This window comes from Pantoea sp. CFCC18179 (assembly GCF_059412405.1).
The window spans coordinates 368,932-376,251 of sequence record NZ_JBNBPM010000004.1 but is presented as its reverse complement, the minus strand read 5'-3'; the positions used below and the strand labels follow the sequence as shown (position 1 = coordinate 376,251).

Annotated in this window: 10 protein-coding genes; 3 read left to right on the top strand and 7 right to left on the bottom strand. The window is 50.6% G+C overall.

From position 1 onward, the window contains the following. Window positions 1-345: flagellin (locus tag ACPUC7_RS11290; protein WP_494922986.1), on the top strand; the 345-nt coding region annotated here is incomplete at its 5' end. Window positions 346-430: 85 nt separating this feature from the next. On the opposite strand, the gene ACPUC7_RS11285 is transcribed toward ACPUC7_RS11290, so the two are convergent. After that, window positions 431-1,462, bottom strand: a complete 1,032-nt coding sequence (locus ACPUC7_RS11285; protein ID WP_494922985.1) for a cache domain-containing protein — start codon at window positions 1,460-1,462, stop codon at window positions 431-433. 926 nt (window positions 1,463-2,388) lie between these two features. On the opposite strand from ACPUC7_RS11285, the gene ACPUC7_RS11280 reads away from it, so the two are divergent. Together ACPUC7_RS11280 and ACPUC7_RS11275 are read left to right on the top strand one after the other, a co-directional pair. Then, on the top strand, window positions 2,389-3,219 hold the full coding sequence (locus ACPUC7_RS11280) for a transcriptional regulator (RefSeq protein ID WP_494922984.1): 831 nt from the start codon (window positions 2,389-2,391) through the stop codon (window positions 3,217-3,219). Beyond that, window positions 3,185-3,709, top strand: a complete 525-nt coding sequence (locus ACPUC7_RS11275) for a hypothetical protein (protein WP_494922983.1) — start codon at window positions 3,185-3,187, stop codon at window positions 3,707-3,709. The genes ACPUC7_RS11280 and ACPUC7_RS11275 overlap by 35 nt, the downstream gene beginning before the upstream one ends. 28 nt (window positions 3,710-3,737) lie before the next feature. On the opposite strand, the gene fliR is transcribed toward ACPUC7_RS11275, so the two are convergent. The 6 genes from fliR to fliM are packed head-to-tail and all read right to left on the bottom strand — an operon-like array spanning window position 3,738 to window position 7,315. Beyond that, a complete protein-coding gene (gene fliR / locus ACPUC7_RS11270) occupies window positions 3,738-4,517 on the bottom strand; it encodes a flagellar biosynthetic protein FliR (RefSeq protein ID WP_494922982.1) in 780 nt (259 codons plus the stop codon). After that, window positions 4,517-4,786, bottom strand: coding sequence for a flagellar biosynthesis protein FliQ (gene fliQ, locus ACPUC7_RS11265; protein WP_343552938.1), 270 nt, complete (start codon window positions 4,784-4,786; stop codon window positions 4,517-4,519). The genes fliR and fliQ overlap by 1 nt, the downstream gene beginning before the upstream one ends. 10 nt (window positions 4,787-4,796) lie before the next feature. Continuing rightward, window positions 4,797-5,534 (bottom strand): flagellar type III secretion system pore protein FliP, encoded by a 738-nt coding sequence (gene fliP, locus ACPUC7_RS11260; RefSeq protein ID WP_494922981.1) that lies wholly within the window; start codon window positions 5,532-5,534, stop codon window positions 4,797-4,799. Next, window positions 5,534-5,932, bottom strand: coding sequence for a flagellar biosynthetic protein FliO (gene fliO / locus ACPUC7_RS11255; RefSeq protein ID WP_494922980.1), 399 nt, complete (start codon window positions 5,930-5,932; stop codon window positions 5,534-5,536). The genes fliP and fliO overlap by 1 nt, the downstream gene beginning before the upstream one ends. Then, a complete protein-coding gene (gene fliN / locus ACPUC7_RS11250; RefSeq protein WP_343552936.1) occupies window positions 5,932-6,315 on the bottom strand; it encodes a flagellar motor switch protein FliN in 384 nt (127 codons plus the stop codon). Before fliN ends, fliO begins: the two co-directional genes overlap by 1 nt. 7 nt (window positions 6,316-6,322) lie before the next feature. After that, a complete protein-coding gene (gene fliM, locus ACPUC7_RS11245) occupies window positions 6,323-7,315 on the bottom strand; it encodes a flagellar motor switch protein FliM (RefSeq protein ID WP_494922979.1) in 993 nt (330 codons plus the stop codon). Between the last annotated feature and the right edge of the window lie 5 nt (window positions 7,316-7,320).

The window sequence follows — 7,320 nt, the reverse complement described above, 5'->3', positions numbered from 1 at the left end:
GCAGTTGACCCTGCATCCATCACTGCCGTTGACGCACGTGACGCACACGAAGTGGCGAAAATCTCTGCCGGTGACAACCTGCTGGAAACCCTGGACGGCGCACTGACCCACGTGACCAACTTCCAGGCTGACCTGGGTGCGATTCAGAACCGTTTCAGCTCTATCATCGCGAACCTGAACACCACCGTTATCAACACCACTGAAGCACGTTCACGTATTCAGGATGCTGACTTCTCAGTAGAAGTTTCAGCCATGAGCCGCGCGAACATCCTGCAACAGGCTGGCGTTTCAGTGCTGTCTCAGGCTAACCAGGTTCCACAGAGCGTACTGAGCTTGCTGCGTTAATTTTGTCGCCTCTACATCCAGACGTTTTGTAATCCTGAATTTTTGCCCTCCACGCCGGAGGGCTTTTTTTTACTCCTGCGCTACCTTAACTCTGCGCCCGTTTCATCAACGCATTGGCTACGGTATAAACCTCTTCAATTAACACGTTATTGCTTTGGTTATGCGTCGATACCCCATTTTGTTCCTGCATCATGGCATCGGAGATCAGTGCCCTGAGATCTTTCGATGAACGCGCGCAGCGTTGCGCCAGATGACGTGCCTCTACAGCAAAAACGCCCTCTTCATTGTGCAGCGCATAGCTGTAGGCTCGGCTTGAAAGCGGTACTAAAGCTGCGGCGATTTCTGCCATTTTTCGCGCCGCCTGCTGCAACTCATGCATCGCCAGCACCACGCCACACGCACTTTCCGTCAGCATGGCCACGCGATTGGCATTATTTTCAGGTGATATCAGCAGCTGTTCATTTTTCTGGGCAATGCAAGTCGCTGCGTTCGCCAGTTCACTCACTTGTGTCGCAATCTCTTGTACCAATGCCGGTAAATGGGCGATTTGCTCGCGAATCGTGGTGTCTTGATGATGCAGTAGACCCGGCAACTCTTCATGTAAACGTGAAGTATGCTGATGCAAACTGCGCAGTAGCGTCAGCGTCGAAACCAGCAATAGCGTCGCCAGCGGCCAGGGACGGTGCAATACCGCGCCCACCCGATCGCCTAAATGGCGGGAAGGGATATCAATGGCCAGTAACCAGGATGTCCCGGCAATCGGTTGAGCAATTAACGTATGTTCGCCGCTGGCTGTGCGAAAGAGTGAATGCCGCAGCCCTTCACCCGGCTGAGCCAGCAGAGAGCGTAAAGGCATGGCCATTGGCAGGTCATGATGATTCTTTGCCCCTTCCGTGGCCTCACCCACTACGCGCCCGTTATTTTCGACCAGCCACAATCGCCCGCCTATCCGCTCACCTAGCTCTTTAACCAGCGCATTAAAGAAATTGCGCTCCAACCCCGCCTCGTTTTCACCGCTCTCCGGCAACATTTTGTCCAACGTGTAACTTTTGAGTGTCACCACGTTTTCTGTCATTGATCGCTGCAAAGCCTCAACGCGATCAAGTTGCGCGCGCATGTGTTTCGCCAGCGCATCGACCTGGTCATGCAAGCGGGCATTTTCAGATTTGATAATAGGAGGGAGGATTCCGTACTGAATCAGGGATACCAGTAAGATGACCATAACAATTAAAACAGCAGTAAGTAACATAGTATGAACGCCTGTAAAACATGGCAGCACCACACCGCCACTACAGCGTTATTTTAATATGGGAAAGGGGCAAAGCCTGCGCTAAAAACCCCGGTTAAATCGCCAATAACAGCGCATTATTGCTCAATCACTGTATTTTAAATTTTTAACCTTGTTAACCCACGGCCTGAGAAGGTTTTCACCTAATAATCAAGCAGTGAATTTATAAAAAAATCTGAATGATACAGGTTTTTTTTGGTCTATTAAGACGTGAGAAAACCAAACTTCGTTTGATGTGAGAGACTAAATATTCAAATCCGCATGCTTAGTCTGAATCGAACGCATTAAAAAATATTAAAATGCACACCTCTTCGCCAGCCATTCACCGTTCATAATCACCTTCCCAAACCAAGCAGTGTTAAATCAATGCTTGTAGGTTTGGTGAGCAGTTAGCTTTCAACCTTTAAGAAATTGATTGATGCTAACGCCTTATTGATTATGATTATTCTTCCTTATTTGCATTAAAACACCGTAATTATCAGTGCCATAAGTCAGCTGAGTGTACAAGGCCAGTATTGGATGTTAACTTTATTAATGAGCAGTAAAGACCTATTTGGCAGCAGATAATTTTAAGCCCACTAAAATTAATAATCTTAATCCCTCCAGGTCAATCCAGCTTGGGGTGTTGAAAAAAAACCTGGCACACTTAAGAATCAGGCACGCTTTCTCAACCTATTATTAGGCTCATTAATAGGCATTAATAAAAAAATTACTACCTGTGCTTTCACACCATTAATTAGAAGAATCAATTATCTATGCTCATCAACATTGCGATTGGATCGTCCGTTACGTTAGATACGCAAACGCGCACGCTTACCCGACTCAGCGATGGCAAAAATGTCAGTTTGCCCGCCTCAGCCAGTCTCTGCTTGCAAGCACTCGCCGAAGCAAAGGGTGAGGTGTTGTCTCAGGAACAACTGATGGACATTGGCTGGCGCAGTTCTGGTGTTGAGGTAACCGATAACAGTGTGCGCGTGATGATCAATAAATTGCGCCGCGCCCTGAATGACCTGGAATTGCAAAATGATGTCACTCTGTTAGCCGTTACTCGCAGCGGTTATCGTCTGATAGTGCGTGATAGCGGCTTCCAGGCCACCTCCTTAGACGCCGAACCTGACGACGCATTGCCCTCTCCCTCTATGCCAATCAAGCAGCAAGACGTCGGCGAGACAGCGCGCGCTCAACCCGCGCCCTTGGTTCGGCAACCGGGAAAGTGGAATAGGTCAATCCAGGCGGTATTCGCGGGGGTCATCGTTGGCTTGCTAGTGAGTTTGGTGCTCCACAAGCTGTTTATTCTCACGCCCACTCGCATCGACTTTGTGGCCTGGTATGGCCCTAATACGCCCCCAAATACGCAAGTGCTCGTGCCAAAAAATAAGCGTGATTGGGATCCACTTATTGAAGCAACGCTAAAAACTTACACCCACTATGTACTAGAAAAACAGCCCGATATTAAACCTGCCAGAGTGTTATATATCACGATGGGCCTCGATCAGAACACCGCACACCAAGGGCTAATTGCCTGCCAACATCCGCTGCAGGAATCAAAGAATGACTGTGAATCGTTCTATTTTCGCGTTTATTAAGTCGCCGCTTACGCTGCTTTTTCTCGGCGGGTTTATTGTCGCTGTAGGGGGCTTCGCAATTCGCACCTACAACGTTACACCACTGAAAGATAAGTGCGCATTTCCGATAGCTTTCTTCCACATCCGTTCAGATGCGGATGTCACCATGACACGTGGCGTTTATCTCGCCTACCGCGACGGTCTGAACAAAGGTCATATGACCTTTATCGGCAATATTTCCCACTACAATCAGCAAGGATTGATTGCGCCGCCCACACCAGTAAACCGCGAACTGCGTTTCACCGGCGAGGCTCACGATAATCAATTCGAAATGACTGTGGTGAGTCAAAGCCGACGTTTAAGCGATTTGAGCACCGATCAGGAAGTGAAGGATTACGTTTTTCCGCATATTGCCCCGGGTAGCGTATCCTCCTCCGCGTTCTATTTGCTGGAAGGTAAAGTTCTGGCAGCGGGTACGGAAACCGTGGCACGCTCGGCCTGTGTGAATTAATCATCAGACCCTGTGCCTGCCATGGGGTCTACGCCAATGCAGCAATCAGTTGAGTAATCATATCGAAGCCGCTCGCCATTAGCCGTTCGAAAAACACCGGTAACGTCTGCGCCATCAGGAACAGCGCCAGCATGCCAACGCTGAGCGTCAGCGGGAAGCCCACGACAAAAATCGACAGTTGCGGGGTTAAGCGGTTCAGCAATGCCAGCGTCATATTGATACACAACAGCAAGGCGATAATCGGCAGCCCCAGCATCAAGCCCTGGCTAAAAATCAGCCCGGCACTGCTGACTAAATAGAGGAATCCACCGGCATGCAAGGGATCGGCATTCACCGGCAGCGCGTAGAAGGTTTCCGATAACAACGCTAACGTCCATAAGTGGCCGTTGAGCGTCAGGAATAGCAAAGTGACCAGCAGATTCAGGAAGCGAGAAATCACCGGGCTGTTACCTACCCCAGGATCAAAGAAGGTGGCGAAGGAGAGGCCCATTTGCATGCCGATGATCTCGCCAGAAAGGCGCACGGCGGCAAACAGCAGTTGTAGCGTTAAGCCCATCGCCGCACCAATCACCACTTGCTTTGCCATCACCCATACGCCGGTCCAGGAGTAAAGGCCAATCTGTGCATCTGGCACATTGGCACCCACCAGCAATGCAATCAGCATGGCTAACGCAGCGCGTAAGCGCTTACTCACTGCCTTCTCACCAAAGATCGGTGCGACATAAAGTAACGCAGCAATCCGCACCATAATCAGGAAATAGTGGCTGATCTGCTCGTAGAGCTGCTCAAGAGGGATGCCAAACGCCATTAGCCAATCGCATAGGGAATGTTGGCAAACAGTACACGAGTGTATTCAATAAAAATTTTCAACATCCACGGCCCAAGAATCACACCAACGCCAACAATCATTAGGATCTTTGGGATGAAGGTCATGGTCATTTCGTTGATCTGCGTGGCGGCCTGCAAGATGCTGATAATCAGGCCTGTTGCCAGCGCCACCAGCAGCAGTGGCCCAGCAATCATCAAGCCGACTTTGATCGCCTGCATGCCCAGTACCATTACGCTTTCCGGTGTCATCGCGTTCTCCTTAGCTGTAGAAGCTTTGGGCCAACGAGCCCATCAGCAGTTGCCAGCCATCAACCAGCACGAACAACATGAGTTTGAACGGCAGCGCAATGGTGGTTGGCGGCACCATCATCATCCCCAGCGCCATCAGAATACTGGCGACCACCAGATCGATAATCAGGAAAGGAATAAAGATGGTGAAACCGATTTGAAAGGCGGTTTTCAGCTCGCTGGTGACAAAAGCCGGCACCAGAATGCTGAGCGGCACCGCTTCTGGCCCTTCCACCGGTTCGGTCTTGGCGATACGCGCGAACATCGCCAGATCGCTTTCACGCGTTTGATCCAGCATGAACGCACGTAAAGGTTTGATGCCTTCCGCCAGCGCGGTTTCCATGGTGATGCTGTTGTTTTGCAACGGTTGCCAGGCTTTCTCGTAGATCTGATTAAACACCGGCGACATGACATAAAACGTCAGAAACAGCGCCAGACCCACCAGTACCTGATTGGGTGGCGCGGTCGGCGTGCCCATTGCATTACGCAGCAAGCCCAAAACGATGACGATGCGGGTGAAGCCCGTCATCATCAGTAGCACGCCGGGAATAAAGGTCATGCCACTCAGCAGCACCAGCGTTTGCACTGGCAGCGACCAACCGGCTTCTCCAGCCGGACGGGCAATCACGATGTCGCTGTTGGCCGCCAGCGCACCGGCCGTGGGCAGCAATGCCAGCAGCAGCGTCACAAGCAAATGACGTGTCTTCATCACTTGCCATCCTTGCGGTATTTCTGCCGCAGCGTTTCCAGCACGGCCGGGAAACTGGCGTTAGCTGACGGCGATGCAACGACCGCATCTGCCGGGCGCACCTGTGTCGCCAAACAACTGATTTGCGTGGCGGTGACACCCAGCACTAAGCGTTGCTCCCCCACATCCACCAACACCACGCGCTCGCGTGCACCCAACGATTTGCTGGCTACCAGATGAATAGCACCGTGGCTATCGGCGAGGCGACGTGTCAGGCCGCTACGGCGAAACAGCCATGCCAGCGTCACCATCAACAACACCACCAGTACCAACGCACCGGTTACCGTCATCAATAGCGAATCAGAAGGCAGCGCTTCGCCAGCCTGGCGGGCAGACATTAGGGGAGCAGAACTGTTCATTAGCGACTCAGACGATGCATACGCTCAGATGGCGTAATGATATCGGTGATGCGGATACCAAATTTGTCGGAGACCACCACCACTTCACCCTGCGCAATTAAGTAGCCGTTGATTAAAATATCCAGCGGTTCACCGGCTAATCCATCCAGCGAGACCACCGAGCCCTGGCTTAAACGCAGTAACTCTTTGATGGTCATCTTGGTACGCCCCAATTCCACGGTCATTTTCACCGGAATATCGAGGATCAGATTCATCTCTTCAGAAAATTGTGGAACAGCCATTTGATCTGTATTTCCCGCAGCGTGTTGCTCGCTCATCGCATCACCCCAAAGATTATCGATGGACTGATCGTCTGAACCCGACGAGTTATTCATATCGCTCATGGGGAAATTACTCCTTAGTTAATGATGACAATGCCGGCTGAACCATCTGTTCGACCTTGAGTGCATATTGGTTGTTGACGGAGCCATATTTCGCGGTAAAGACCGGCACACCGCCGACACAGGCTTCAATAAATTCTTGTTTATCCAGCGACAGCACATCGCCCTTTTTCATCTGCATCACATTGGAAAGTCGGGTATCCAATTCTGAGAACTGAGCAACCACTTCCAGCTGTGTTTCACGCATTTGACTGGCTAATAAACCGCGCCAGTTTGAATCTTCATAGCGTGAATTATCCATCGGCGGGTTGCTTAGCAGTTCACGCAGCGGCTCAATGGTGCTAAATGGAATACAAATATTAAATTCACCACGATGTGAACCAATCTCCACCGAGAAGGGGGTCGTGACCACCACATCATTCGGCGAGGAGGTAATATTGGTAAACTTCACCTGCATTTCAGAACGGATATATTCCGTTTTGATTTTATAAATAGTGCTCCATGCAAATTCGTAGGCTTCACGCGCCATGCTCAGCATGCGATGAATCACGCGCTGTTCGGTGGGCGTGAATTCGCGTCCGTCGGCTTTAGTGGGGAAACGTCCATCGCCGCCAAACAGGTTATCGACCGCCATAAACACTAACCCCGGCGAGAATGACATCAACGAAGTACCGCGTAACGGATTGAGATGTATCAAATTTAAGTTGGTCGGCACCGGTAAGTTACGCGCGAACTCATGGTATGGCTGAATGTTGATGTTGCCCGCGGTAATATCTGGGCTACGACGCAACAGGTTAAACAGCCCCATACGAAACTGACGTGCGAAACGTTCATTGATGATTTCCAGCGAATGAAGTCGCTCGCGAATAACCCGACGTTGGGTATGCGGATCATAAGGTTTAATCCCTTCATCCGCTCCAACACCATGCGGATCTTCGCTGCTCTCATTATCGGCATTGAGCAAACGATCGATTTCATCCTGAGACAAAAAGCTATCAGCCATAATAT

Excerpts from the sequence above, each read along its gene's own strand:
- fliP (WP_494922981.1), bottom strand. The coding sequence starts at position 5,534 with ATGAAGACACGTCATTTGCTTGTGACGCTGCTGCTGGCATTGCTGCCC.
- fliN (WP_343552936.1), bottom strand. The coding sequence starts at position 6,315 with ATGAGCGATATGAATAACTCGTCGGGTTCAGACGATCAGTCCATCGAT.
- ACPUC7_RS11275 (WP_494922983.1), top strand. The coding sequence starts at position 3,185 with ATGACTGTGAATCGTTCTATTTTCGCGTTTATTAAGTCGCCGCTTACG.
- fliQ (WP_343552938.1), bottom strand. The coding sequence starts at position 4,786 with ATGACACCGGAAAGCGTAATGGTACTGGGCATGCAGGCGATCAAAGTC.
- fliR (WP_494922982.1), bottom strand. The coding sequence starts at position 4,517 with ATGGCGTTTGGCATCCCTCTTGAGCAGCTCTACGAGCAGATCAGCCAC.
- fliM (WP_494922979.1), bottom strand. The coding sequence starts at position 7,315 with ATGGCTGATAGCTTTTTGTCTCAGGATGAAATCGATCGTTTGCTCAAT.
- ACPUC7_RS11280 (WP_494922984.1), top strand. The coding sequence starts at position 2,389 with ATGCTCATCAACATTGCGATTGGATCGTCCGTTACGTTAGATACGCAA.
- fliO (WP_494922980.1), bottom strand. The coding sequence starts at position 5,932 with ATGAACAGTTCTGCTCCCCTAATGTCTGCCCGCCAGGCTGGCGAAGCG.
- ACPUC7_RS11285 (WP_494922985.1), bottom strand. The coding sequence starts at position 1,462 with ATGCGCGCGCAACTTGATCGCGTTGAGGCTTTGCAGCGATCAATGACA.